The organism is Burkholderia sp. KJ006 (genome assembly GCF_000262695.1).
Taxonomy (GTDB): Bacteria; Pseudomonadota; Gammaproteobacteria; order Burkholderiales; family Burkholderiaceae; genus Burkholderia; species Burkholderia vietnamiensis.
In genome coordinates this window covers 1,180,844-1,204,834 of sequence record NC_017920.1, presented here as the reverse complement: position 1 = coordinate 1,204,834, position 23,991 = coordinate 1,180,844, and the positions used below count along the sequence as shown (strand labels likewise).

The 23,991-nt window shown below is 65.3% G+C and carries 19 protein-coding genes and 1 riboswitch; of the genes, 11 read left to right on the top strand and 8 right to left on the bottom strand.

Features of this window, described 5'->3' with window-relative positions; genetic code table 11:
• The 4 genes from MYA_RS05490 to MYA_RS05475 are packed head-to-tail and all read right to left on the bottom strand — an operon-like array spanning position 1 to position 7,184.
• A complete protein-coding gene (locus MYA_RS05490) occupies positions 1-732 on the bottom strand; it encodes a putative type VI secretion system effector (RefSeq protein WP_011884203.1) in 732 nt (243 codons plus the stop codon).
• On the bottom strand, positions 729-3,629 hold the full coding sequence (locus MYA_RS05485; RefSeq protein WP_014722783.1) for a T6SS effector BTH_I2691 family protein: 2,901 nt from the start codon (positions 3,627-3,629) through the stop codon (positions 729-731). The genes MYA_RS05490 and MYA_RS05485 overlap by 4 nt, the downstream gene beginning before the upstream one ends.
• Positions 3,630-3,672: 43 nt before the next feature.
• Positions 3,673-4,647 carry a DUF4123 domain-containing protein gene (locus tag MYA_RS05480; RefSeq protein ID WP_041493804.1) on the bottom strand — a complete coding sequence of 325 codons (975 nt, stop codon included), beginning with the start codon at positions 4,645-4,647 and terminating at the stop codon, positions 3,673-3,675.
• A 5-nt stretch (positions 4,648-4,652) separates the two neighbouring features.
• On the bottom strand, positions 4,653-7,184 hold the full coding sequence (locus tag MYA_RS05475) for a type VI secretion system Vgr family protein (RefSeq protein WP_014722782.1): 2,532 nt from the start codon (positions 7,182-7,184) through the stop codon (positions 4,653-4,655).
• A 1,288-nt stretch (positions 7,185-8,472) separates the two neighbouring features.
• Between MYA_RS05475 and MYA_RS05470 the strand changes: the two genes are divergently transcribed.
• The 7 genes from MYA_RS05470 to MYA_RS05440 all read left to right on the top strand — a co-directional run bounded on the left by MYA_RS05470 (position 8,473) and on the right by MYA_RS05440 (position 15,884).
• Positions 8,473-9,498, top strand: coding sequence for a LacI family DNA-binding transcriptional regulator (locus tag MYA_RS05470; protein WP_011884111.1), 1,026 nt, complete (start codon positions 8,473-8,475; stop codon positions 9,496-9,498).
• 70 nt (positions 9,499-9,568) lie between these two features.
• Positions 9,569-10,597, top strand: coding sequence for an ABC transporter substrate-binding protein (locus tag MYA_RS05465; RefSeq protein ID WP_011884108.1), 1,029 nt, complete (start codon positions 9,569-9,571; stop codon positions 10,595-10,597).
• A 17-nt stretch (positions 10,598-10,614) separates the two neighbouring features.
• Positions 10,615-11,439: an ABC transporter permease gene (locus tag MYA_RS05460; RefSeq protein ID WP_014722781.1), complete on the top strand. Its 825-nt coding sequence runs from the start codon at positions 10,615-10,617 to the stop codon at positions 11,437-11,439.
• 10 nt (positions 11,440-11,449) lie between these two features.
• Positions 11,450-12,346 (top strand): ABC transporter permease, encoded by an 897-nt coding sequence (locus MYA_RS05455; RefSeq protein WP_014722780.1) that lies wholly within the window; start codon positions 11,450-11,452, stop codon positions 12,344-12,346.
• A 26-nt stretch (positions 12,347-12,372) separates the two neighbouring features.
• Complete coding sequence (locus MYA_RS05450) at positions 12,373-13,404, top strand: ABC transporter ATP-binding protein (protein ID WP_011884103.1); 1,032 nt, start codon at positions 12,373-12,375, stop codon at positions 13,402-13,404.
• A gap of 38 nt (positions 13,405-13,442) precedes the next feature.
• Positions 13,443-14,267, top strand: coding sequence for a phosphodiesterase (locus tag MYA_RS05445; protein WP_014722779.1), 825 nt, complete (start codon positions 13,443-13,445; stop codon positions 14,265-14,267).
• 417 nt (positions 14,268-14,684) lie between these two features.
• Positions 14,685-15,884, top strand: coding sequence for an MFS transporter (locus MYA_RS05440; RefSeq protein ID WP_041493951.1), 1,200 nt, complete (start codon positions 14,685-14,687; stop codon positions 15,882-15,884).
• Positions 15,885-15,903: 19 nt separating this feature from the next.
• On the opposite strand, the gene MYA_RS05435 is transcribed toward MYA_RS05440, so the two are convergent.
• The 4 genes from MYA_RS05435 to MYA_RS05420 form a co-directional block, all read right to left on the bottom strand.
• Positions 15,904-17,082: an EamA family transporter gene (locus MYA_RS05435; RefSeq protein ID WP_011884097.1), complete on the bottom strand. Its 1,179-nt coding sequence runs from the start codon at positions 17,080-17,082 to the stop codon at positions 15,904-15,906.
• Between the two features lie 452 nt (positions 17,083-17,534).
• Complete coding sequence (locus MYA_RS05430; RefSeq protein ID WP_011884095.1) at positions 17,535-18,323, bottom strand: molybdopterin-dependent oxidoreductase; 789 nt, start codon at positions 18,321-18,323, stop codon at positions 17,535-17,537.
• A gap of 29 nt (positions 18,324-18,352) precedes the next feature.
• Positions 18,353-18,985, bottom strand: coding sequence for a cytochrome b/b6 domain-containing protein (locus MYA_RS05425; protein ID WP_014722775.1), 633 nt, complete (start codon positions 18,983-18,985; stop codon positions 18,353-18,355).
• Positions 18,986-19,129: 144 nt separating this feature from the next.
• Entirely contained in the window at positions 19,130-19,378 is a 249-nt protein-coding gene (locus MYA_RS05420) for a pentapeptide MXKDX repeat protein (RefSeq protein ID WP_034193219.1), read from the bottom strand.
• A 264-nt stretch (positions 19,379-19,642) separates the two neighbouring features.
• Positions 19,643-19,759: riboswitch (TPP riboswitch) on the top strand.
• A 124-nt stretch (positions 19,760-19,883) separates the two neighbouring features.
• Between MYA_RS05420 and thiC the strand changes: the two genes are divergently transcribed.
• From thiC to MYA_RS05400, 4 genes are all read left to right on the top strand, one after another.
• Positions 19,884-21,815 (top strand): phosphomethylpyrimidine synthase ThiC, encoded by a 1,932-nt coding sequence (thiC, locus tag MYA_RS05415; protein ID WP_011884090.1) that lies wholly within the window; start codon positions 19,884-19,886, stop codon positions 21,813-21,815.
• A 267-nt stretch (positions 21,816-22,082) separates the two neighbouring features.
• The gene (locus tag MYA_RS05410; protein WP_034193216.1) at positions 22,083-22,298 is read left to right on the top strand and encodes a glycine zipper 2TM domain-containing protein; all 216 of its coding nucleotides are present in this window, start codon (positions 22,083-22,085) and stop codon (positions 22,296-22,298) included.
• 211 nt (positions 22,299-22,509) lie between these two features.
• Positions 22,510-22,758, top strand: a complete 249-nt coding sequence (locus tag MYA_RS05405) for a hypothetical protein (protein ID WP_014722774.1) — start codon at positions 22,510-22,512, stop codon at positions 22,756-22,758.
• 129 nt (positions 22,759-22,887) lie between these two features.
• Entirely contained in the window at positions 22,888-23,814 is a 927-nt protein-coding gene (locus MYA_RS05400; protein ID WP_014722773.1) for a DMT family transporter, read from the top strand.
• Positions 23,815-23,991 lie beyond the last annotated feature (177 nt).

Sequence of the window (23,991 nt, the reverse complement as noted above, 5' to 3'; positions counted from 1 at the left end):
TTACGAACGATAGCGAAAATAGTGAATACCATATTCGAGATCCGGATTCTCCGACCTCATCTGCTTCGACGAACGCACCAGATTAATCCTACGTACGTCGCTCCAGCCGTAGCACGAGAAAATGACTTCAGCCAATTTGGCAAAGCGCTTCATCTTCAGATAAGCGCGATAAAATAAGATCCAGAATATCAATAGAGAAAAGGCACCTGCCCCGCCGAGCACTATCACGAGAGTCGTCCTGTCGATACCACCTGCATCACGTGACAGCATGAAGCACATTAGGGCGTAGATCGGCACAAAAAACCACAGCATGATCTTCATCAGCCATCGATAAAGGGCAGTCCTGCCCCTCGTCGCATGCGGGTACACCGCAACCGTATCGTCCCCGACTCTCCGGACCGAATACGCAAAGTACCGGTCACGCGGCCTCGGTTCCGCAACAATTTCAACCTCGTCACCATCTGTCATCGGCATCTTCCAGAGCCATCCCTCGATCTGCTTGCCGTCGAGTTCAAATTCCACCCAGTCAGCTTCCTCCTCGGAATTCGCCGACGATTGGACCAATCCGATCGCAAATGCCCCCATGCCGGCCAACGCAGCACCTGCGGCCGTTGCCTGCATATAAGCATGCTCGGTATCATTCAAGACAAAGTCCTGCTGACGCCGTCGGCACTTCAACCTGCTGATCGTGCCTCGCAATACCTGAACTGGGTATTCACGCTCTAAGCTCATGCCATCTCCGTCATTGCCTTATCGAAGGCTTTTTCCTGCTCTACCATATCCGCGTATTTTTCGACACTGTGATCTTTCACACGAAGAATAGCCTCTTGCCCGGTGCCAAATGCACAGCGAGAACACCACGATTCCAACTCGTTCGGGGTCAGGACATCGGCAAGCGCTTGAAGTGCAAACACCGCAATCGTCGCCTCCCACGTAATCAGCATGCTTACCACTCGGAGCGATGCAACCATTGCCACCCGCGAGGCAACAGTCTCGACCGCCATGATGACCACTCTATTCCCTGAGCGGGCCGCCAACTTCTTGAATAACGGTGCAGCAGTACTGATGGCGTCGATGACGAAGGCCGTGCCGGAGGCGACGCCCAGCAACGTTTTGGCGACCAAAACCCACATTACGTCATACTGGCCACTCTTCAGCTTTTTTTGAGTTGCCCCATAGTCCAACCACGCTGCAGCAAATGCCCCAGCTCCGGACAAAAAGCCCCCCACCATCTTCCAACTCATCGTCCGAACAGCCTTCTTCAGCGTCCCGTAGTACGGAGTCATCGTGATTGTGATGATCGACGCACTGAGCGATGCGCCCGACTTGATCAATTTGGTGGTGGTATCTTCGTCCTTGGCCTCCGACAACAGATGCCAGAAGTTCACCAGCTCACATAGCGCAGCAACCACCGCAATACGACCCAGACGAAGCTCCTTCATCGCGTTCGCATCATTGTCGGCCTTCAACTTTTCCCACACTTCATACAGCTCGGTGGTTGGGTTCGGCCCCGCCTTTGTCGACGCCACTAACACGGTTCGCGCCGTACGAAAGCGTTGCAAAATTTCGCTTCGGCTCACTTTGTCATACAGCGCCTGCTTGCGGACGAGTGCCAGCGCATCCTCGACCGGTAAGCCCGCTCGCTGGAGAAACAGCGTCTGAACAATCTTCTCCCCGACAAAATCCCCCAACTTATTGATTCGGAGTTTGTCGAAAACACGGTCACCGATAGTCATGAGCAAAACGTCACGCCCTTGCTCTTTGTACATTGCCCCCAAGTATGAGATCTTCGCCGAGTTTGTTTCGAGCGCCAACTTTGAATATTTCTTATAGTAGTCAGTCAGTTTTCCAATATACTTCACCGCCGTTACGACATATTTGACACCATCGTCCTCTAATGGCTTATCCTTGTGCTCCAGCGCGCTCGCCAGCAATTTCCCAAGTTCCTCGCGGCCTGCGGGATGATTCATGGCGACCGCTCGCCACACTATGCTTTCCTTGTCCGTCGGCTTCCAACGCCCCACCAGATCATCGAGAATCGTAAGTCCTTTGGGTGTGGACCCCAACCCGTCGATTGCCATTGCTACCGCAACCTCGAACTCGAAGCTGTCACTAAGATCGTCGCAGTAATAGTCCTCAAGCGTGTCCACAAGAAGTTTTGCCCGCAACCATTTCCCGACATCGTCGCTACGCGTTTCCTGCAATTTAAACACCGCGTCTTGCAATTTCTTGTATGGCTTGCGGAAATCCTCGATGCGCTTGCGCTGAAGTCGAGCTTCGTATCGAGACCATTCGAACTTCTGCATTCCGTCCAGATTCCGATCATGGAAGCCGGGTTGCGCTTTCGCATATTCACGCGCTTCGTTCATGATTTCGTCGCGGTACTTGCCAAGGTAAGGCGCGCTTGAACTCGCGCTGCCCGCGCGGCTAAATCGGCCAATCTGGATAAGACGCGTCTGATAGCTTCCCGGGATGTTGTTGGCAGCCATCCAGTCGAGATCGTCATAATACGCATTGACCTCCTTGGCACGCGCAGCATCGGCGCCCGCCAGTGCTCTGGTGCGTTGCGCCGCCAAACCAGCTCGGGCTGTCGCCGAGCCGAGCGGAGTCATGGCATGCGCCTCTTTCGCCATGGCCTCCTGGTTCGCGAGACTCTGTTTCGTACGCGAATCGACGATACGTTTGGCCGTGTCGATGTCATTCAGGGCCATCACTTTCATGCCGACTTCCTGCTGCGATCCGTATCGGTCGAGCCAGGACACCGGGTCGTTGCGAAAGCCGTTCAGTTCGTGAACGTTGCCGACCGCATCCCACAAAGCGAACAACATTGGGGGATAGTTCGACGGAGTAGCCCGGCCTCCACCAGAATCCGTTTGTCCAACGTGGACCATCATTTTCACAAGCGACTGGCTCGCCGACAGTGGCGATGCCTGTCGGATGTTCAAAGGATAACGCGACACCTCACGGGCAAGCAGATCTTCTCGATAGCTACCATCGTCTGCAGTAAAGCGCTCCTTGTCGTCAAACGGGCGCAACTGTTTTGCGTCTAGGCCCGGCATGTACTCGAGTACATCGTTAACTGACGACTCAGTTGCAACGACCGCGTGACCTGTCCCATCCTTTCCGGTAGCGATCCATTTTGACGGCTCGATCCATTGCATGCGTTGTTCACGCAAGTCTGCGTAAATCTCGTATTTATCGAATGTTCGTGGATGCCATGCAAGTTGCGAGAATGCGATATAGACCTTGCCCGTACAGAGTTCGGGCTGCTCGATCGCGATGACATCCATCGGTACGGCTATGGCACACAATGCACAGTTCGGATGGGTCGTCGGAACGGACGGGAGCGGTCGCGACTGCTTCCATAACCGACCGTCTTCAGTCACCTTGTACACTTCCCAGTAATTAGGACCACGTGCACCTACTTCGTAGAAAAGATAGAGCCACCCGTCGCGCAAGGTCCGCAAACCATACTGATGCTCGGAGAGGCTAACATTGGTGACACGGTCGCCGACGATGCCGGCGGGCATCTTGGCCTTGATCGTGTTGGGCAAGACTGCGTACCGCACCGGCAAGATCGGCAACCCCGTCTTCTCACAGTTGGCACATTTCTGGTTATTTGCTGCCATACGCTCTCTTCGTATCGAATTCAGGCAATTTTGCCAACACCAATCAACGGGGCGACGAAGCGCTCAATCGCTCGTACCAAGCACCGTCTCTAATTTCTACAATGTCTTGTTCCGTCAATACACTAACTGCTGCCGTATAAAACTTGTCTGGCGCTCTAGCACCCAAAAGCTGCAGCACCTTCGGATGTAGGTCGAACTGCGGGTGCCATGCTAGAGCACTCTCGACAAATGCCACGCGATCGTCCCGGTCGAACAGTCCATAGTGCTCTGCACGCTCCGCGGCAGCGACTGCTGCAGCAATTTCGGAGGGTTCCGGTTGGCGATCAACCTTCATGGCATACAACGCAAGCGCTCTATTGACCGATCCGTGACGATGAATCTGCTGCCACTGCTCGGTCGTCAACGACAGATCGGCACGTGACCCGGCCAACACACTGTACGTGCGAGGTTTAGCGCTCGCGTCAAGCGCATGCCATACCTTTACGGGCCCTAGTAGCGTCTGCTGTTGTTCTTGGGAGAGCACTGGCCAGATCAGACTAAGGGCTCGCGTGTCGTAGAAGCGCAGCACACACGGCAGCCCTTCCTCGTTGTACTGCAAAACGTGGCGGCCCCAATGCTCCGCGACCTCGTCCAACGATGCGTCACTGGCGAGCCACCCACCGACGCGCTGCCCCAGTCCTTCGGCCATTGACATAGGACGACGGTCCTCGAAGGCAATCCTCACACTCTCCGCAAATGCTCCAGCCCCTTCCGGAGTATTAAGGTCCAACTCAACGAGATATGGCCGGTGATTGTCAGGAAACGCATCGTGCATCACCTCCACGATCGCACGCTTCAATTGGCGGAACCGCTGGGCTTCCTCGTCGTCATTCGTGAAATCTCGCTGACTCGGATCGACGACAAGATAGCAGTGCATCTCCGGCCGCTTGCTGAAGTATGTGCGCAAGCTGCTGACGGCCGCGTCTATCGCGATGACCTCCGGCGAGTCGTCCATACCGAGCGCGTCTGAGTTTTCCATATTCACTACTCCAGCACAACGCTCGAAGCGCTATCTGCGGCCGCCGAAGCCGTCTTCCAGGCACACCCCTTCGGCACGCTCGCAATCGGTGAAGGCAGGCGCATTGACGACGCCCCCGGCTTATCCCAGCTCGAACACTTCTCGAGAATCTGCCCGCTCGTCCCGTTCTCGATCAGATCAGGCGTTATCTTTATGTACGATCCACCCGCACCGATCCAGATCTCCTTCTCTGCCGAAATCACGACTCTCCCGTTCGAACTCGTGATCGTCACGTCGTTGAGCGCCGCGAGCTTCATCTCGTCGCTCTGCGCCTGAATTTCCACCTTGCCCTTCGCCGCAAACAACTTGATCCCTGCATTCTGCGCGAACAGGCTGATCTTCTCCATCACGCTCGCTATCAGCGATTTGCCGGCCGCCACGTGCGTGCTCTTGCCGCTCACGATATTGACTTGCTGGTTGGCCGTCAGTTGCGCTGAATCCTGAGTCGACAGCCCCAGACCCGCAGGACTCGCCATCAGCATGATCGGCGTCGAAAAGCCGTTCGCGTTACCCGTGCCGCCGCCACCGGTCCGGCCGCCGCTGCCAGCCCCACCGCTCACGCTATAGTGCGTCGCGTCGGTGAACTTCTTGAGTGCGTCCTGCCCTTCCTGCAAACTTTCAGCCTGATTCGACGAGCTCGCCTGCGACGTCAGATCGATAACGGTCTCCGCACTGGCCAACTGCTCGGACGCTGCGGTCACGTTCAACGGCTGGTTCGTCGCGGTCGGGTGGGTCGATACGAACAAGCCCTGTCCCGCCCGAATGGCGCCGTAGGCGTCGGATTTAAGGTCGAACCCACTTCCAAGGAAAGCGCCGCGCGTATTGTCGGTCTGCTGGATCAGGTACCCCAGATGCAAGTGGGACTGATAGCTGCTCGAGTAAAGGTGCACCCGATTCTGCTGCGTCGAGTCGTCCATTACGAGCTGGTTGTAGCCAGTGCCGCCGTATTCACGCGAGCGCTGACCCGACAGCAAGCCGTTCGTGTGCCACACCGGCTGCGTAGCACCCCCGTACATTCTCGCAATGATCACGGGCCGGTCACAGTCACCTTCCATGAAACCGACCACCACTTCATCACCCTTGCGCAGCGGCTGAATTCCCCCACGATTGGAGCCTGCATCAAGGAACGTCGGGCGTACCCAACACGATGCGCGTTCATCCTGGCCATTGCGGCGATTCCAGTGGAACCACACCTTCACCCGGTTCAGTGAATCGGTGTACACCTCTTCCCCGCTCGGCCCGGCGACGATTGCATTCTGCAACTGCATGACCGGTTTCTTGTGTTCGAACGGGCTACGGAACGGGACGTTGCGCGGTTGCGCCTCCACCACCACCTGAAAGAAACCTTCGCTGCCGTCTGCGTGGCGGACCGTTGCGCCAGCCTTTGCTTGCGCAACTTCTGCAGCCAGCCCGTCGGGAAACTGATCCGCCTCGTCCAGACCAGGCAGGTTATTGCAGATCAGCCAGTCGACTCCGAGCAGAACAAATTCGCGATCCGGTTGGCTGCCCGCATCATGCACCGGATGACCGCGAAGTTCGAAGCGCCGCCCCGGCATCGCGCAGCGCAAGCCGCCTATTCCGTGAAAACGCTTCATCCGCGATTTGCGCTCTTCAAGCCGAATCTGCGCAAGACGCTCACCCTGCTCGCGGTCCGACCACATGTACGCGCCAGGGTAGTCGTAGATTTCCCCATCGGTCGGCAACTCGCCGTTCACGTCCGTCACGCCCTGTACCTGGCGAGGGAGATCGGGGCGCTTGTAGTCGAACGAGCGCGACGTCAGTTGCGCACTGTCGATCTGAAGCTGCTCTTTCCACTGCGCGAATCCATCCAGTTCCCCACTGATTTCGGTGGGACCGAACTCGACAACCGGCTGTTTCAGTTGAGGGACGAAATAAACGTCGTCCGTCACAACCATCGTGTGCGATCGGCCATTTTCGGCTTGCTCGAAGTACGGAAATACGCCGACCTCCTCCATGCTGCGATAGACGAAATTCAGGTCGTATTCCCACTGCACGCGATTCGAATAGGACGGCAGCGGCTTGTGCAGATCGATGCGGAACGCGCCCCGCGCTTGCGGGTGCTCATTGAAGACGTCCACCAGTATCTGTTCGCCGTTCTGCTCCTGCCAGTCGCGCATGTCGCGGCGCAGGCGCAAGAAGTAAAGCCAGGACGAGAACGCCAGCTTGTAAAAAGTCAACGGGCCATCCGCACCCAGCCGGCTGAAACGGTGGACGTAGCCATGGATCGGCATGTACGAGCCGTCCGTCTGCTGGATCCAGAGCGTGACGGGCTTGGCGAGTAGCGCACTCAGCTCAATCTGGCTGCCGCGTGGCGAAACGGCATCAATCTCGAATTCGTAATCGCGACCGAGTCGAGCCGTTCCTTTTACATAAAGCGGCAATAACCAGTCAACCCCAAGCGGCGTATCGAGTTTGACAAGACGATTGTATTGCGCGTCGCCGAGACGCAGCGTCTTATAAAGTGCGGTGTGGCCCATGCAGCATTCCCTTGGTTGGTATTCAGGTGGGGTTTCTGCCGAGGGCTGATTATAAATGCCTTTCTGAACAAGACGATAGCGCGCCTTGCATACCGGCCTATTTCGAATGAATTGGCAATCTGACGTTCACGCGTGAAAATTACCGGATTTTCACATTCTTTCAGGAAAAACTTTCCGATTGCTTGGTGAGCCGGATTTCTTGAATCACATATCACCTTCCTGAGCCCGGCCAGCTACGGCCGCTCCGTCGATGAATTTCCGCATCGGCGCACTTCGCTCATGCGTCTCGTTCAGACAATGGCGTATGTCGGTGCCGAACCCAGGCAAAGTCGTGGCAAAGAGAGCTCGCCCTGAAACAACCGCTGGAAGGCTGGGCTCGCGCGGCCGGCAACAGAAGGTGCTGTACCGGTCTGACAACAAGACACCATTGTCGGTCGACTGCGTGCGCTATCAGGTCATGCGACCCGAGGAGTGTTTGGAGTTTGATCGAGACCTGACGGAGATCAGCGGGTCCCAATTGGAGATGAGCCGATGTCGAAGGCAGGCCGCAACTGCTGGACGCTTGCACGCACGCGGCAATCCGGAACCCCGCAAGGGCACGGACGCGATCACTGGAGATCGGCACTCAGGCTACGTTCGGCGTCTCGCGGAGATATTTGGTGCCGGGGACCGGACTCGAACCGGCAAGCCAATTAAGGCGGCGGATTTTCGTCACACTGCTTCTTTCAAAGCCGGCGCCGCCAAGACGACGCCGTTCGTGCGCTGGACTATGCCTTCGCCATCGCGCGCGGGCGTTTTATCGCTGCCCGTGCGCCTTAGGCGCCCCCCGTCTAGTCTCTACACCTTCCTCGCGGGCGCTGCGCCGCGAGGCTTGGCTCGGTGTTGCCTCGATGCGCGTCGCGCATCAGGGGTTTCGCCGAATTTGAAGGGTTCTGCACCGGCCGTTTCCGACCGGGCACTCAATCGTTTAAGTCCGCTATGTTTACCAATTTCATCACCCCGGCAAAAGGGCGGACGCGATTCTACCATTGCTTCGCGCATCCGTTCCCCGATTCGGGTGCGGCGCATCGCGCCGCGCCGCGCGCATGAGCGCCGCCGCCATCGCCACCGATCGTTTCCCGCGCCGCAGCCTCCCGCCGCTACAATCGGAGCGGCCACGCTCGTGCGCAACCGAACGCCCGCATCCCCCGCCACGCGTTCTTGCGAAACCGCCTCGCCGCGCGTCATCGCGAAGTCACAAACGTTTTCGATAATCCACTCGCCGAAAACGTTTACATCGCGTCACGCCATGCCCCAGACCATCAAGGACGTCGCCGCCCTCGCCGGCTTCTCCATCGCCACCGTATCGCGTGCGATCAACGCGCCGCACACCGTCAGCCCCGCGACGCTGGCGGCGATCCGCACCGCGATCGACACGCTGCAGTTCCGCCCGAGCCCGCTCGGCCGTCAATTGCGCGGCGAGCGCACGCGCCTCGTCGGCGTCGTCGTGCCGACGATCGCGAACCCGGTGTTCGCCGACTGCCTGCAAGGCATCGACGAACTGGCGACCGCGGCCGGCTTCAAGCTGATCCTGATGACGACCGAATACGACGCGGCCCGCGAGCGGCACGCGATCGAAACGCTGCGCGAACAACGCGTCGAAGGCCTGATCCTGACCGTCGCCGACGCCGACACGCATCCGCTGCTCGACATGCTCGATCGCGACGGCCCGCACTACGTGCTGATGCACAACGACACGCAGCGCCGCCCGTCGGTGTCGGTCGACAACCGCCGCGCCGCCTACGACGGCGTCCGTCTGCTGACCGCGCGCGGCCATCGCCGCGTGCTGATGCTGGCCGGCTCGCTCGCCGCATCCGACCGCGCGCGCCAGCGTCATCTCGGCTACGCGCAGGCACTCGCCGAAGCCGATGTCGCGACGCTGCCGCCCGTCGAAGTCGACTTCAACGCCGCCGAGCTGCCCGACGCGGTGCTCGCGCATCTCACCGCGCGCGCGACGCGCCCGACCGCGCTGTTCTGCAGCAACGACCTGCTCGCGATGGTCGTGATGCGCGGCCTGCGCCGCGCGGGCTTCTCGGTTCCCGACGACCTGTCGGTGCTCGGCTTCGACGGCATCGCAATCGGCGAGCTGCTCACGCCGCCGCTCGCGAGCGTCGCGACGCCGAACCAGGATATCGGCCGCCATGCGTGGCGCCGCCTCGTCGATTGCATCGGCGGCGCGTCGATCGAACGCACGTCGCTGATCCTGCCGCACACGGTGCGCGACGGCGCGACCGTCGCGCCGCCGGCCGCCGACCTGCAAACCCGCAACGCCTGAACCCCCGAATGCACCCGCCGCGCGCTCGCGCGCGGCACGCGAAGCTACCCCACCCTGCCGGAGACCCACCGTGTCCTTTCGCCTGACCTCGCTGCTGCGCCTCGTCGCAGCGCCCCTTGCGTGCGCCGCGCTCGTCGCGCTCGCGCCCGCCGCCCACGCCGACGAAACCGCCATCTGCTACAACTGCCCGCCCGAATGGGCCGACTGGGCCGCGCAGATCGCGGCGATCAAGCAGAAGACGGGCATCCGCGTGCCGTTCGACAACAAGAACTCGGGCCAGGCGATCGCGCAACTGATCGCCGAGCAGAAAAGCCCGGTCGCCGACGTCGTCTATCTCGGCGTGTCGTCGGCGTTCCAGGCGAAGGACAAGGGCGTGATCGCGCCGTACCGGCCCGCGCACTGGAACGACATCCCCGCGAACCTGAAGGACCCGCAAGGCTACTGGTTCGCGATCCACTCGGGCACGCTCGGCTTCTTCGTGAACAAGGATGCGCTGGACGGCAAGCCGGTGCCGCGCTCGTGGGCCGATCTGCTGAAGCCGGAATACAAGGGGATGGTCGGCTACCTCGATCCGTCGAGCGCGTTCGTCGGCTACGCGGGCGCGGTCGCGGTGAATCAGGCGCTCGGCGGCAGCCTCGACGACTTCAAGCCGGGCCTCGACTGGTTCCGCAAGCTCAAGGCGAACGCGCCGATCGTGCCGAAGCAGACCGCGTATGCGCGCGTGCTGTCCGGCGAGATTCCGATCCTGCTCGACTACGACTTCGACGCGTATCGCGCGAAGTACAAGGATCACGCGAACGTGGAATTCGTGATTCCGAAGGAAGGCACGATCGCGGTACCGTACGTGATGAGCCTCGTGAAGGGCGCGCCGCACGACGCGAACGCGAAGAAGGTGCTCGACTTCGTGCTGTCCGACGAAGGCCAGAAGCTGTGGGCGAGCGCCTACCTGCGGCCGGTGCGCGCACAGACGCTCGGCGCCGATCTCGCCGCGAAGTTCCTGCCGGCGAGCGAATACGCACGGGCCAAGCCGGTCGACTTCGGCAAGATGGCGACCGGCCAGCAGGCGTTCGGCCAGCAGTATCTGCAGATCATGCAGTGAGCGGCAGGAACGACGCGATGCTCGACCTCACTTTTCCGCTGCGCTGGCGCGTCGCGCTCGTCGCGCCGGCGCTCGCGGTCTTCGCCGCCTTCTGGCTGCTGCCGATGGCCGCGCTCGTGCGGGTGTCCGCCGACGGCGCGTTCTTCGCGCGCTACGCGGCGCTGCTCGGCAACGCGCGCTACATGACGAGCCTCGGCGAAACGGTCGCGCTGTCGGCCGGCGTCACGCTCGCAACGCTCGCGCTGTCGACGATCTCCGGCCTGCTGCTCGCACGCCGCGACTTCGCGGGCAAGCGCGTGCTGCTCGCGCTGCTGACCTTCCCGCTCGCGTTCCCCGGCGTCGTGGTCGGCTTCATGGTGATCATGCTCGCCGGCAGACAAGGGCTGATCGGGATGCTCTCGTCGAAGCTGACCGGCGACAAGTGGGTGTTCGCGTATTCGGTCGCCGGGCTGTTCGTCGGCTACCTGTACTTCTCGATTCCGCGCGTGATCGTCACCGTGATCGCGGCCGCGTCGAAGCTCGACGCGTCGCTCGAGGAAGCGGCGCGCTCGCTCGGCGCGTCGCCGTGGCGCATCTTCGTCGACATCGTGCTGCCGGCGCTCGCGCCGGGCCTGATCGCCGCCGGCGCGATCTGCTTCGCGACCGCGATGGGCGCGTTCGGCACCGCCTTCACCCTCGCGACCGACCTGAACGTGTTGCCGATGACGATCTACACCGAGTTCACGCTGAACGCGAACATCGCGACGGCGGCCGGCCTGTCGATCGTGCTCGGCATCGTCACGTGGGCCGTGCTCGCGCTCGCCCGCCGGTTCGCCGGCCACACCGCCGCCGCCGCGGCCTGAGGACGCAGTCATGCAATCGCTTTCCGGTTCATCCGCGCCGTCGCCGGCGCCAGCCCCATCCGACGCGCGCGGCGCCACGCTGCGCGCGCCGCGCGTGAGCGGCGCATGCGCGATCGCCGCGCTGCAATGGAGCGTCACGCTGCTGCTGTGCGCGTTCCTGATCGTGCCCGTCGTGATGTCGGTGCTCGCCGGCGTCACCGTCAACTATTTCCGCGGCCTGTCGAGCGGCCTCACGCTGCGCTGGCTCGAGCAGGTGTGGCAGCAGTATCAAGGCTCGGTCGCGCTGTCGCTCGGCGTCGCGTTCGCGACGCTCGCGATCGTGCTCGTCACCGGCGTGCCGGCCGGCTATGCGCTCGCGCGCAGCAACAGCCGCGTGGCGCGCGCCATCGAAGAAGCGCTCGTGCTGCCCGTCGCGCTGCCGGGCCTCGCCTCTGCCCTCGCGCTGCTGGTCGTGTACGGCGGCTTCACCGCGTTCCGGATGAGCCTGTGGTTCATCGTCGTCGGCCACGTCGTGTTCACGCTGCCGTTCATGGTGCGCGCGGTCGCTGCCGTGGCGGCCGGCGCCGAGCTGCGCACGCTCGAAGAAGGCGCGGCGAGCCTCGGCGCGTCGTTCGTCACGCGCTTCGTGACCATCGTGCTGCCGAACCTGCGCCCCGGCATCGTCGCGGGCGCGCTCGCGGTGCTCACGCTGTCGATCGGCGAATTCAACCTGACGTGGATGCTGCACACGCCCGACACGAAAACGCTGCCGGTCGGGCTCGCCGATACGTATGCGTCGCTGCGCCTCGAAGTCGGCAGCGCATACACGATCGTGTTCCTGCTGATGACGCTGCCGCTGCTCGTCGCGATGCAATGGCTCGGCGTCGATCCGTCCGGCACGCGCGCCGCGCGACGCCGCGCGCGCTGATGTCGCGCCACACCTTACCCTGCCCCATGAAACTCGACTCCACTCCCATCACCCTGACCGGCTGCGCGAAGACCTTCCGCGGCACGCGCGTGCTCGAACCGCTCGACCTGTCGATCGGCGCCGGCGAGACGCTCGTGCTGCTCGGCCCGTCCGGCTGCGGCAAGACGACGACGCTGCGCCTGATCGCCGGCCTCGACACGCCGGACGCCGGCGGCCGCATCCTGTTCGGCGGCGACGACGTGACGCGCCTGCCGATCGAGCGCCGCCAGGTCGGCATGGTGTTCCAGAACTACGCGCTGTTCCCGAACCTGACGGTGCGCGGCAACGTCGGCTACGGGCTGAAGATCCGCAAGACCGCGCCGCGCGCCCTGCGCGAACGCGTCGACGAATTGCTCGCGATGATGCGGCTCGACGCGCATGCGGACAAACCGGTCGATCAGCTGTCCGGCGGCCAGCGCCAGCGCGTCGCGCTCGCACGCGCGCTGGCGGTGCGGCCGCGCGTGCTGCTGCTCGACGAGCCGCTGACCGCGCTCGACGCGAAGCTGCGCGACGTGCTGCGCCGCGACATGAATGCGCTGCTGCGCGAGCTCGGCGTGACGACCGTCTACGTGACGCACGATCAGGCCGAGGCGATGGAGCTCGGCGACCGGATCGTCGTGATGGGCGCCGGCCGCATCGAGCAGATCGGCACGCCGCGCGACATCTACTACCGGCCGGCGAACCGCACGGTCGCGCAGTTCATCGGCACGCTGAACCGTCTCGCGGGACAATGGCGCGACGGCGCGCTCGCGACGACGGGCGGCTCGATCGTCACGCCGCATGCCGCCGACGAGTGGTTCTTCCGTCCGGAGGACGCGCAGCTGGCCGATCCCGCGCATGCGCCGCTGCGCGGCGCGATCGGCGCGTGCGCGTTCCTCGGCGAGCGGACGCGGCTCACGATCGAGCACGCGGCGCCCGATGCGCTCGTGATCGACGTGCCGGGCCGCATCGAGCTCGCGCGCGGCACGGCGGTCGGCCTGACGATCGCGGCCGAAGGGCTGATCGCGCTCGCCGCGTGACGCCGCCCCACGATCAACCGACATTCCGGGACCCCACGATGCTGCTTGCTCAAATCAGCGACCTCCACATCAAGCGCCCGGGCCAGCTCGCGTACCGGCGCGTCGACACCGCCGCCGCGCTCGCGCGCTGCATCGCGAAGCTGAACGCGCTGACGCCGCGCCCCGACGCGGTGCTCGTCACCGGCGATCTGACCGACTTCGGCCACGACGACGAATACCGGCATCTGCGTGCGCTGCTCGCGCCGCTCGAGATACCGTACTACCTGATGGTCGGTAATCACGACGACCGCGCGGCGCTGCGTCGCGCGTTCCCCGAGCGCGCCGAGCTGCACGACGGCGCGTTCGTGCAGTACGCGCTCGATATCGGCGCGGTGCGCGTGCTCGCGCTCGATTCGCAGGTGCCGGGCGCGAGCCACGGCGACCTGTGCGATGCACGGCTCGCGTGGCTCGCCGCGCAGCTCGACGCCGCACGCGAGCGGCCGGTGATCGTCGCGCTGCATCATCCGCCGTTCGCGTCCGGCATCGGCCACATGGATGCGCTGCGGCTCGCGCCGGCCGCGGCCGCGAAACTCGATGCGCTGCTGCGCGGCCATCCGAACGTCGAGCGCGTGCTGTGCGGCCACGTGCACCGGACGATGTTCACGCGCTTCGGCGGCACGCTCGCGGCGGCCGTGCCGGCGCCCGCGCACCAGGTCGCGTTCGACCTGCGCGCCGATGCGCCGTCCGCGTTCCGGCTCGAACCGCCCGCGTTCGCGGTGCACGCGCATGCGCCCGACACGGGCGTCGTGTCGCATCACGTGTATGTCGACGAAGGCGACGGGCCGTATCCGTTCTACGAGCCGAGCGGCGAGCTGGTCGACTGACGGGCGGCATCGGCGCGGGGGATGACGAGTGGCGGCGCCGGCAAGGGACGCTGGCGTGTGCGTCCGTGTGCGAGGTAAGCACGTGTGCGTCGGCATACGTGGGCGCACGTCGGTATGGGCGCTGCGCGGCGGTACGCGCCGGCGCGGCTCGGTGCGCGGCTCGAGCTCGATCGAAGCACGCACCGGCACGACCCGAGCCTGACCTAAGCGCCATCCGAGCCCGATCCGAGCCGTACCCGAGCCCTCCCGCGCACGACGTCATCGCGACCTTCGCGCCCCGCGTCGCCCGCACCCCGCGCGCGGCGCACGGCGCGGCCACACGCCGGCAGGATTCGCGACGCTCCGGTATGATCGGCACCCTCGACAAGCGTGCGCCGCGCCGCGCGCGCCGCCGTTCCACTCCGTCCCGTCGCGACCATGTCCTCCGCCGCCCCCGACCGCTCGACCGACGCCGCCTCGCCGCACTACTCGCGCAGCCTGCTGTTGCTGCTCGCGACGATCGCCGGCGTGTCGGTCGCGAACATCTACTACAACCAGCCGCTGCTCGACGCGTTCCGCTCGGCGTTTCCGGACCGCGCGTCATGGATCGGCGTCGTGCCGACCGCGACCCAGCTCGGCTATGCGGCCGGCATGTTCGTGCTCGCGCCGCTCGGCGACCGCTTCGACCGCCGCGGGCTGATCCTGATGCAGATTGCGGGCCTGTCGATCGCGCTGATCGTCGCCGCGGCCGCACCGTCGCTGGCGGTGCTGGCAGCCGCGAGCCTCGCGATCGGCGTGCTCGCGACGATCGCGCAGCAGGCCGTGCCGTTCGCGGCGGAAATCGCGCCGCCGGCCGAGCGCGGCCAGGCGGTCGGCACGGTGATGAGCGGGCTGCTGCTCGGCATCCTGCTCGCGCGCACGGCGGCCGGCTTCGTCGCCGAATATTTCGGATGGCGGGCGGTGTTCGGCGCGTCGGTCGCCGCGCTCGTCGTGCTCGCCGCGGTGATCTTGCTGCGCCTGCCGCGCAGCACGCCGACGTCGACGCTGTCGTACGGCAAGCTGCTCGGCTCGATGTGGCATCTGGCGGTCGAACTGCGCGGGCTGCGCGATGCGTCGCTGACGGGCGGCGCGCTGTTCGCCGCGTTCAGCGCGTTCTGGCCGGTGCTCACGCTGTTGCTCGCCGGCGCTCCGTTCCATCTCGGCCCGCAGGTCGCCGGGCTGTTCGGGATCGTCGGCGCGGCCGGCGCGCTGGCCGCGCCGTATGCGGGCCGCTTCGCCGACAAGCGCGGCCCGCGCACGATCATCTCGCTCGCGATTGCGCTGATCGCGGTGTCGTTCGCGATCTTCGCGGTGTCGGGCACGAGCCTCGTCGGGCTCGTGATCGGCGTGATCGTGCTGGATGTCGGCGTGCAGGCCGCGCAGATCTCGAACCAGTCGCGCATCTACGCGCTCAAGCCCGACGCGCGCAGCCGCGTGAACACCGTCTACATGGTGTGCTACTTCATCGGCGGCGCGCTCGGCTCGTCGATCGGCGTCGCCGCATGGCATGCGTTCGGCTGGATCGGGATGTGCACGGCCGGCTTGCTGTTTACCGCGCTCGCCGGATGGTGCCACCACCGCGGCGCACGCCGAAGCTGAGCGGCGCCGCGCGGCGTCGTCACGCGTCGGCGCGCGAGGCGGCCGGCTGGTCCGCAGGCGGCACGGCGAACACCGACGCGGGCTCGACCACCGCGGCCGGATCGACAACGGCGCCCGGCGCCGGCACCCCCAGCGGCACGGCCGACGGCGCGAGGATCGGCGCGGGCTCGGGCATCGACGGCTGATCCGGCGCGGCCGCAGCGCCGGCTTGCAGCTCGACGGCGGCCGACGACATGGCCGGCGAAGCGTCGGCCGCCGGCCGGCGCGCCGGATCGAACACGAACGACAGCCCGACGCTGCCGAGAATCGCGACCGTCGCGACGACGGTCGCCGTGGTGACCGGTTCGCCGAGCATCAGCGCGCCGAGCGCGACCGCGACGATCGGATTCACGTACATGCAGCTGCTCGCGATGATCGGGCTCGTATGGCGGATCAGATAGCCGTAGGCGACATACGCGGCCATCGTGCAGAACACCATCAGGTAGATGAACGCGAACACCGGCCCGGCCGACAGCTGCTCGATGCGCTCGCCCATCAGCCAGGCGGCGAGCGTCGACATCAGGCCGCCGAGGCCGATCTGCAGCGACGTCGACAGGAACAGGTCGGACGGCAGCTTCAGCCGTGTCGCGAGATGCGCGCCGCCTGCCCAGAACAGCGCGCCGGCCAGCACGCAGATGGTGCCGAGCGCCGAGTTGGCGGCGCCGCCGCCGCCCGAGTTCAGCACGACGATGCCGACCATCCCGAGCGCGACGGCCGCCCACTCGCCTCGCGCGACCGGGCGCCCGGCGACCGCCGCGATCACGGTGGCAAAGAGCGGCACCGTCGCGACCATCACCGCGGCCGAGCCGCTGCTGACGGTGCGCATCCCCAGCGCGATCGTGCCGGACGACAGCGCGACCAGCATCGTGCCGACGATCGCCGAGTTGCGGACTTCGACGAGCGTCGGCCGCGCGGGCTTGCGGCGCAGCGCGAACACGAACAGCCCGATGCCGCCGAGCAGGTTGCGCAGGCCCGACAGCAGCAGCGGCGGGAACGACTGCAGCGCGAAATGCAGGCCGCTGTAGGTCGAGCCCCAGACGAAGTAGATGAAAACCAGCGCCAGTGCGACGCGGCCGCCGCGGCTTTGCGGCAGGCGGATGCGCAATGGCAGTCGGGGCAGCCCGGCGAGGAAATCCAGCAGACGGTCGAGTGGCGTCATCGTTCAGCCCGCCCGCACAGCAGTGGCGCGCTCCGCTGCAAGACGCCGGAGCAACCGGCAAGCGGCCCAGACGGGACCGGGGAAGCGGGGACGAGCGTGCGGAACGACATGACAGTGCGAACGGCGACGAATAGGAACCGGCAAGCGGCGGCAGAGGGTCGGACAAGATGTGCGCGCACGGCATCGTGCGCGCATGCCCGGCATTATGGCATCAAGGATTCGAAAGGATCGCCCGGCCCGGCCGAAAGGATGTCGACTGACGTTTCGGCGCGACATTTGCGGGCGCGGCACGGGTGAGATGCGGCGGTGCGGGTAGGTCGGGCGTGTGTCGACGGTTGGCTGGGGCGGCCGCTGCGCGACGCCGCCCACCATCACGCACCATCACGCACCATCGCCCACCATCGCGCGCGGTGCGCAGCCGTGACGCAGCGCGCCTCGCACCGCCCCGCCGCTCACGATCCGCCGAACCAGTTGTAGCCCTGGTCGACCCAATAACCGCCCGGATAGGTGTCGGTCACGAAGATCTCCATGATGTGCTTCGGATTCTTGTAGCCGAGCTTGGTCGGCATCCGCAGCTTCATCGGGAAACCGAATTCCGGCGGCAGGCGGCGGCCGTCGTAGTCGAACGCGAGCAGCGTCTGCGGGTGCAGCGCGGTCGGCATGTCGATGCTCTCGTAGTAGTCGTCCGCACATTTGAAGCCGACGTACTTCGCGTGCGTATCGGCGCCCGCGCGCGCGAGGAACGCGCCGAACGGCGTGCCGCCCCAGCGGCCGATCGCGCTCCATCCTTCGACGCAGATGTGCCGCGTGATCTGCTCCGCATGCGGCAGCGCGCGCAGCTCGTCGAGCGTCCATACGCGCTTGCCGGTCACGCGACCGGACAGCACGAGCCGGTAGGTCGACGCGTCGACGTGCGGCACCTCGTCGATGCCGTAGTACGCATTGAACGGGAACGGCCGCGTGATGTCGGCCTCGGTATAGGTCGGCGCGAGCCGCTCGCCGCTGAACAGCCACGCCTGCACGCGATCGTTGATGCGCGACACCTGCTCGAGAAACGTGTTCACCGACGCGTCGTCGTGCAGCGTGCAGCCGCTCAGCATCGTCAGGCCGCCGAGCGTCAGGATGCGCCGGTTGAACAGGCGCCGGGAAGGCATTTCGAGCTCGCGCCGCACGTCGAGCGCGAGCGACTGGCGGTCGAGCGTCCAGGGCCGGCGCTCGCCGGGGGATTCGGATTCGGACATGATGAGTTCCTCGATCGTGAGCAGACGAATCAGCGTCCGCGCAGCATCGCGAGCAGCGAGCGCGGCACGCGCAACGCCATCGCGACGTGCACGACGACGAACGCGACGAGCAGCGTCATCGCCCAGAAATGCACGATGCGTGCGTTGTCGTAGCCGCCGAACGATGCGCGCAGCAGCGGAAACTGCACCGACTTCCAGATCGTCAGCCCGGACAGCACGAGCAAGCTCAGATCGGCGATCGCGAACAGGTAGGCCGCACGCTGCACCGCGTTGTAGACGCTCGGGTCGTCGTGCGCGAGCCGGCCGCGCAACGCGGCGCCCAGGTCGCGCCACACCGCGCGCGGCGTGACGGGCAGCATCTTGCGCGCGACGCGTCCGGTCGAGATCGACATCGTCAGGTAGAACAGCCCGTTGCCGACGAGCAGCCACATCGCCGCGAAATGCCATTGCAGCGCGCCGCCGAGCCAGCCGCCCAGCGTGATGCCGTGCGCGAACACGAACGGCGGATAGAGCGGCGACGCATCGTAGATGCGCCAGCCGGACAGCACCATCAGGATCGCCGCGAGCGCATTGAGCCAGTGGCTCACGCGCACCCACAGCGGATGAATCGGGCGCGCGGGGCGCGGGGCCGCCGCGTGGCCGATGGCGGGAAGGGTTGGCATGATGAACACTCCGGATAGCGTCCGCGTCGATGCGGACGGGCACGACGCGGCACGATGCGCCACGCCACGACACGCGCAGCGCAGCGCGACGCGCAACCGGCCGGCGTGCTGCGCACGCGGCGGCCACGCGCCCGTACGGCTGCGTCAGTTCGACGGCGCCATCTTGTCGCCCGACGCCTTGCCCATCGCATCGTGCGACATCGCATCCGGCTTCATCGCGTCGTGCTTTTTCATCGCGTCCTTCTTCATGCCGTCCTTCTTCATCGCATCGTGGCCCATTGCGTCCTTCGACATCGACGACGCGCCCTGCGACATCGCGTCGTTCTGCGCGTAAGCGCTCGTTGCAAGCGCGGCGAAAGCGGCGACACAGGCGGCGATCAGTACGTTTTTCATCAGATTTCTCCACAACATGGGTTCGAGGAGCCGAATAGACGAACGACGCCGCCGGAAATGACAGCCGCCGCGAAATTTTTTTGGGCCGCGCAAACGCGCGCGATGTTGCACCGCTTCGCACCCGCCCGCGACGCGCGAATGCGCTGCGGCGGCGCGGCGTGCTGCCGGCCGCGCGGGCGCTCGCGGCGGCGGCCATGCTGCGGCGCACCGCGGCGGCGCCCGGCTGCCGGTTGAAACCGCTGCGAAGCCGGTGTATCTTGTGCGCTGCTAACGCGGGGGTCCTGCAATGCGCCCGGTCAAACAACCGGCATTGCGGGTGAGAAATACCCTTTGAACCTGATCTGGATAATGCCAGCGCAGGGAAGCGTACGGATTTCGCCGCCATCCTCCTGACGAAATCCGCCGCCTCACCAAGCGTCGTCTCCTGCTTAGCTCGAGCCCCACATTCGTCAAGGGCTCCGGGCCTGCGCAGAAGCGCCTGCCCGGCGCTCACACAGGAGATTGCATGAACGCCAATCCGAAGTTTCTGTCCGCCGACGCCCACGTCGACGCCGCTGCCGTCGCCCCGCTGCCGAATTCGCGCAAGGTTTACGTAACCGGCTCGCAGCCCGACATCCGCGTGCCGATGCGTGAAATCACGCAGGCCGACACCCCGACCGGCTTCGGCGGCGAAAAGAACCCGCCGATCTACGTGTACGACACGTCGGGCCCGTACACCGACCCCGACGCGAAGATCGACATCCGCGCGGGCCTGCCCGCGCTGCGCCAGCGCTGGATCGAAGCGCGCGGCGACACCGAAGTGCTCGACGGCCTGTCGAGCGGCTACGGCCGCGAGCGCGCGGCCGACCCGGCCACCGCCGACCTGCGCTTCCCCGGCCTGCACCGCAATCCGCGCCGCGCGCAGGCGGGCAAGAACGTCACGCAGATGCACTACGCGCGTCAGGGCATCATCACGCCGGAAATGGAATACATCGCGATCCGCGAGAACCAGCGCCGCGCCGAGTACCTCGAGAATCTGAAGGCGAGCGGCCCGAACGGCGCGAAGCTCGCCGCGATGATGGGCCGCCAGCACCCGGGCCAGGCGTTCGGCGCCGCGGCCTTCGGCGCGAACGCGCTCGCCGAGATCACGCCCGAGTTCGTGCGCGACGAAGTCGCACGCGGCCGCGCGATCATTCCGGCGAACATCAACCACCCGGAATCGGAGCCGATGATCATCGGCCGCAACTTCCTCGTGAAGATCAACGCGAACATCGGCAACTCGGCCGTCACGTCGTCGATCGGCGAGGAAGTCGACAAGATGACGTGGGCGATCCGCTGGGGCGGCGACACGGTGATGGACCTGTCGACCGGCAAGCACATCCATGAAACGCGCGAGTGGATCATCCGCAACAGCCCGGTGCCGATCGGCACGGTGCCGATCTACCAGGCGCTGGAGAAGGTCAACGGCAAGGCCGAGGACCTCACGTGGGAAATCTTCCGCGACACGCTGATCGAGCAGGCCGAGCAAGGCGTCGACTACTTCACGATCCATGCGGGCGTGCGGCTGCAGTACGTGCCGCTCACCGCGAACCGGATGACGGGCATCGTGTCGCGCGGCGGCTCGATCATGGCGAAGTGGTGCCTCGCGCACCACAAGGAAAGCTTCCTGTACGAACACTTCGAAGAGATCTGCGAGATCATGAAGGCGTACGACGTGAGCTTCTCGCTCGGCGACGGCCTGCGCCCCGGCTCGATCTACGACGCGAACGACGAAGCGCAGCTCGGCGAGCTGAAGACGCTCGGCGAGCTCACGCAGATCGCGTGGAAGCACGACGTGCAGGTGATGATCGAAGGCCCCGGCCACGTGCCGATGCAGCTGATCAAGGAGAACATGGACCTGCAGCTCGACTGGTGCAAGGAAGCGCCGTTCTACACGCTCGGGCCGCTGACCACCGACATCGCGCCGGGCTACGACCACATCACGTCGGGCATCGGCGCCGCGATGATCGGCTGGTTCGGCACCGCGATGCTGTGCTACGTGACGCCGAAGGAGCACCTCGGGCTGCCGAACAAGGACGACGTGAAGGAAGGGATCATCACGTACAAGCTCGCCGCGCACGCCGCCGACCTCGCCAAGGGTCACCCGGGCGCGCAGGTGCGCGACAACGCGCTGTCGAAGGCGCGCTTCGAGTTCCGCTGGGAAGACCAGTTCAACATCGGCCTCGATCCGGACAAGGCGCGCGAATTCCACGACGAAACGCTGCCGAAGGATTCGGCGAAGGTCGCGCATTTCTGCTCGATGTGCGGGCCGCACTTCTGCTCGATGAAGATCACGCAGGACGTGCGCGAGTTCGCCGCCCAACAGGGCGTGTCGGAAACCGAGGCGCTGCAGAAGGGCATGGAAGTCAAGGCAGTCGAGTTCGTGAAGACCGGCGCGGAGATCTATCACCGCCAGTAAGCGGACATGCGGAGGCCGCGGCTCGCACGGGCCGCGGCCCCGCACACGTCTGCCGACGCCTGCACGAGCCCGCTTTCGAGCGGGCTTTGTTTTGCGCGTTCGTCGCATCGCGCATGCCTGCCCGCGGCCGAGAAACAATTCATTACGAAAGCGCCCGAGCCTTAACAAGTCCTTACAGCAGCATGACGGGACGGCGGGTAGATTGGCCATATGCACAGCCTCGATACGGTCGTGCGACCTCCCTCCACTACCACAAGGACAACGATCATGCGTAACTCGATTCGGCGTTTTGGGGTATGCGCGCTCCTCGTCGCGACGGTGGCGAGCCTGTCGGCCTGCGATTCGATGACGCGCCGTCAGCGCGATACGGCGATTGGCGCAGGCGTCGGCGGTGTGGCCGGCGCGGCGATCGGCGGCAACGCGCTGTCGACGCTCGGCGGCGCGGCAGCTGGCGGCCTGATCGGCAACCAGGTCGGCAAGTAAGCGTACGCTCAGGCTCATTCCAGGTCGCCGCCGCGCGCGGCGGCTTGGGCAAAACGGCGTTTCCGCGGTGCGGAAACGCCGTTTCGCATTGGCGGGCACGCATTGGCACATTGCGCGGCGATGCCCCCGGAAACGCGCCGTTACCCTTTCGCTCGCCGATGCGTCGCCGTGCGGGCTAAGCTGAAGCATCGGCTCCCGCCGGAGAAACATCATGACCAGGACCCTCGTCGCCACGGCGCTCGCATGCGCAGCCCTCGCCGGTTGCTACTACCCTTACGGCTACTATTCGTCCGGTTATTACGCGGCCGCGCCGGTGCAGCCGGCGCCCGTGTATGTCGCGCCCAGCCCCGCGTACTACTATCCGGCGCCCGTCTACGCGCCGGCGTGGGGCGGTTACTGGGGGCCGGCCGTGTCGCTGAACTTCGGCTTCGGCGGCCGCGGCGGCTGGCGCCACCATTGATGCACCGGGGCGCGGCCGGCCGGGCGCGCGCGCCGATGTCCCGTTTCTTGTCGTTTCATCCGATCGTGAAACGAACGCGCGATCCTGCGGTGTAACATCCACCGCATTCCTCCTCTCGCCGGCCGCCCGATGTCACCCAAGAACGCCCTTCTGCTGACCGTCCTCGCTGCCCTGTGGGGTGCGTCGTTCCTCTTCATCCGGATCGGCGTCGCCGAATTCAGCGTCGCGCCGCTGATGGCGTTGCGGGTCGGCATCGGCGCGCTGTTCCTCACGGGGCTCGCGCTCACGCGCTTCAAGCCCGCCGATCTCGGCGCGCGGTTGCGCCGGCATGCGTGGCCGTTGTTCGTCGTCGGCGTGCTGAACTCGGGCGCGCCGTTCTGCCTGTTCGCGTTTGCGGAACTGACGCTGTCGGCCGGCGTGACGTCGGTGATCAACGCGACGACGCCGCTGTGGGGCGCGCTCGTCGCCTACCTGTGGCTGAAGGACAAACTGTCGTTGCCGCGCGCGCTCGGCCTCGTGATCGGTTTTGCCGGCGTGCTGACGCTCGTGTGGGATCAGGTCGCCAGCGCGCGCGGCGCGACCGGCGCGACCGCGACCGTGCTGGCCGCGGCAGCCGCGCTCGGCGCGACGCTGCTGTACGGCATCGCGGCCAATTACACGAAGCGCAAGCTCAGCGGCGTCGATCCGCTCGTCAACGCGACCGGCAGCATGATCGGCTCGACGGTGCTGCTGGTGCCGTTCGCGATCGCGACGTGGCCTGCCGCGGCGATCGGCGTCCATGCGTGGGGCGCGGTGCTCGCGCTCGGCATCGCCTGCACCGGCGTCGCGTATTTCATCTTCTTTTACCTGATCGCGCACGTCGGTCCGGCCCGTGCGATCACGGTGACGTTCGTGATCCCCGTCTTCGGCCTGCTGTGGGGTGCGCTGTTCCTCGGCGAACGCGTGTCGATCGTGATGATCGAGGGCTGCGCGATCGTGCTCGTCGGCACCGCGCTCGCGACCGGCGTGATCAGACGGATTCCGGGCTTCGGCCCGCGCGGCGGCGAGGCGGCCTGAGCGGCGTGCGGCTGACGCCTGCGCCGCGCGCCGGTGTAGCGTTTGCGTCTGGAGTTTCCCTGATACGCACGGCGCGCAGTTACCGTTACACTCGCAGCACTCATCCGCACAAGGCGGTTACGATGCACCGCGTTCTTTTGCGTCCACCCGCGCGTGTGACGGTTTCGGCGCGGCGCG

What these genes read in the sequence shown, in the direction of transcription:
- MYA_RS05490 (WP_011884203.1), bottom strand. Translation starts at nt 732, where the DNA reads ATGAGCTTAGAGCGTGAATACCCAGTTCAGGTATTGCGAGGCACGATC.
- MYA_RS05485 (WP_014722783.1), bottom strand. Translation starts at nt 3,629, where the DNA reads ATGGCAGCAAATAACCAGAAATGTGCCAACTGTGAGAAGACGGGGTTG.
- MYA_RS05480 (WP_041493804.1), bottom strand. Translation starts at nt 4,647, where the DNA reads ATGGAAAACTCAGACGCGCTCGGTATGGACGACTCGCCGGAGGTCATC.
- MYA_RS05475 (WP_014722782.1), bottom strand. Translation starts at nt 7,184, where the DNA reads ATGGGCCACACCGCACTTTATAAGACGCTGCGTCTCGGCGACGCGCAA.
- MYA_RS05470 (WP_011884111.1), top strand. Translation starts at nt 8,473, where the DNA reads ATGCCCCAGACCATCAAGGACGTCGCCGCCCTCGCCGGCTTCTCCATC.
- MYA_RS05460 (WP_014722781.1), top strand. Translation starts at nt 10,615, where the DNA reads ATGCTCGACCTCACTTTTCCGCTGCGCTGGCGCGTCGCGCTCGTCGCG.
- MYA_RS05455 (WP_014722780.1), top strand. Translation starts at nt 11,450, where the DNA reads ATGCAATCGCTTTCCGGTTCATCCGCGCCGTCGCCGGCGCCAGCCCCA.
- MYA_RS05450 (WP_011884103.1), top strand. Translation starts at nt 12,373, where the DNA reads ATGAAACTCGACTCCACTCCCATCACCCTGACCGGCTGCGCGAAGACC.
- MYA_RS05445 (WP_014722779.1), top strand. Translation starts at nt 13,443, where the DNA reads ATGCTGCTTGCTCAAATCAGCGACCTCCACATCAAGCGCCCGGGCCAG.
- MYA_RS05440 (WP_041493951.1), top strand. Translation starts at nt 14,685, where the DNA reads ATGTCCTCCGCCGCCCCCGACCGCTCGACCGACGCCGCCTCGCCGCAC.
- MYA_RS05435 (WP_011884097.1), bottom strand. Translation starts at nt 17,082, where the DNA reads ATGACGCCACTCGACCGTCTGCTGGATTTCCTCGCCGGGCTGCCCCGA.
- MYA_RS05430 (WP_011884095.1), bottom strand. Translation starts at nt 18,323, where the DNA reads ATGTCCGAATCCGAATCCCCCGGCGAGCGCCGGCCCTGGACGCTCGAC.
- MYA_RS05425 (WP_014722775.1), bottom strand. Translation starts at nt 18,985, where the DNA reads ATGCCAACCCTTCCCGCCATCGGCCACGCGGCGGCCCCGCGCCCCGCG.
- MYA_RS05420 (WP_034193219.1), bottom strand. Translation starts at nt 19,378, where the DNA reads ATGAAAAACGTACTGATCGCCGCCTGTGTCGCCGCTTTCGCCGCGCTT.
- thiC (WP_011884090.1), top strand. Translation starts at nt 19,884, where the DNA reads ATGAACGCCAATCCGAAGTTTCTGTCCGCCGACGCCCACGTCGACGCC.
- MYA_RS05410 (WP_034193216.1), top strand. Translation starts at nt 22,083, where the DNA reads ATGCGTAACTCGATTCGGCGTTTTGGGGTATGCGCGCTCCTCGTCGCG.
- MYA_RS05405 (WP_014722774.1), top strand. Translation starts at nt 22,510, where the DNA reads ATGACCAGGACCCTCGTCGCCACGGCGCTCGCATGCGCAGCCCTCGCC.
- MYA_RS05400 (WP_014722773.1), top strand. Translation starts at nt 22,888, where the DNA reads ATGTCACCCAAGAACGCCCTTCTGCTGACCGTCCTCGCTGCCCTGTGG.